Genomic DNA, 816 nt, shown 5'->3' with positions numbered 1-816 from the left:
CTGGCCATATTGGCCCCTCCCGCCCCATCTACCGATGCGGAATAAATATACTTCCCCGTATGGTTGACAATACCCACCTGCGCCGTCGCGGTAGTCCTTGGACCGGCTTCATTAACCTGCCTGGCCTTGAGGGCGCAGCTGCTCAGCAGCAAGGCCGTGCCAAGATACATAATCCATTTCATGATTTTCCTTTTATCAAAGTAAGCAGTTGAATGAACAAGGCTAGGCCGCCGAGCGCGCCTGCCAGAAATCGTCGGGCAGCGTATCGAGCTCGGACAGGTAATTCGCCCCCTGGCGCGTGCGCCGCAACAGGCTGGCCATCGCAGGATGCAAGGTAAAATCATCGGCAAGCATCAAGGCAAGGGCGCTGAAATGCTGACGCTGGCCCGCCGCCTCGATATCGCTGGCGTTTAATAGACCCACTTTTACAGCTATGCTGCATGGGGTATCTGATGCCGCGCAGCATGCAACTTGAGTAGTTTTTGACTATTCACGCGCACCTGGCTTTAAGAAGACGTCGACAGCAACCGGAGCCTTGGAAGATGAAGCATTAATCATGACGGTTCATTTTTTAGGCGATGGCTTACCCGTGTGTTGAATCGGATGATCTTTTCCATATCCTGCATCATTCGACACAACAACTCTCACCTCATCATTCTCAAAAAAATGCATATAAATATCTCCTGGCCTATCATATTTTTCAATTTCGACAATTTTTTCCTTAATGACATCAGTGTGCCCTTCAGGCATATTCCACCGCACCAAGACATTCATTCCTGGATGCCATACGCGGGGAATCGATGTACAGCAAATATT

Annotated in this window: 3 protein-coding genes; all 3 read right to left on the bottom strand. The window is 50.2% G+C overall.

Going from position 1 to position 816, the window contains the following annotated elements; translation table 11 throughout:
- A partial coding sequence (locus AC07X6_RS28580; protein ID WP_494793228.1) for a hypothetical protein occupies window positions 1-182 on the bottom strand: 182 nt, incomplete at its 3' end.
- A gap of 40 nt (window positions 183-222) precedes the next feature.
- Window positions 223-423 (bottom strand): hypothetical protein, encoded by a 201-nt coding sequence (locus AC07X6_RS28575; protein WP_494793227.1) that lies wholly within the window; start codon window positions 421-423, stop codon window positions 223-225.
- 141 nt (window positions 424-564) lie between these two features.
- The coding region (locus AC07X6_RS28570) for a DUF3304 domain-containing protein (RefSeq protein ID WP_494793226.1) at window positions 565-816 on the bottom strand (252 nt) is incomplete at its 5' end.

The organism is Janthinobacterium sp. GW460-12-1-14-LB5 (assembly GCF_059423585.1).
Note: the sequence above shows the minus strand (reverse complement) of the source record. Positions and strands in the feature narration are given on the sequence as shown.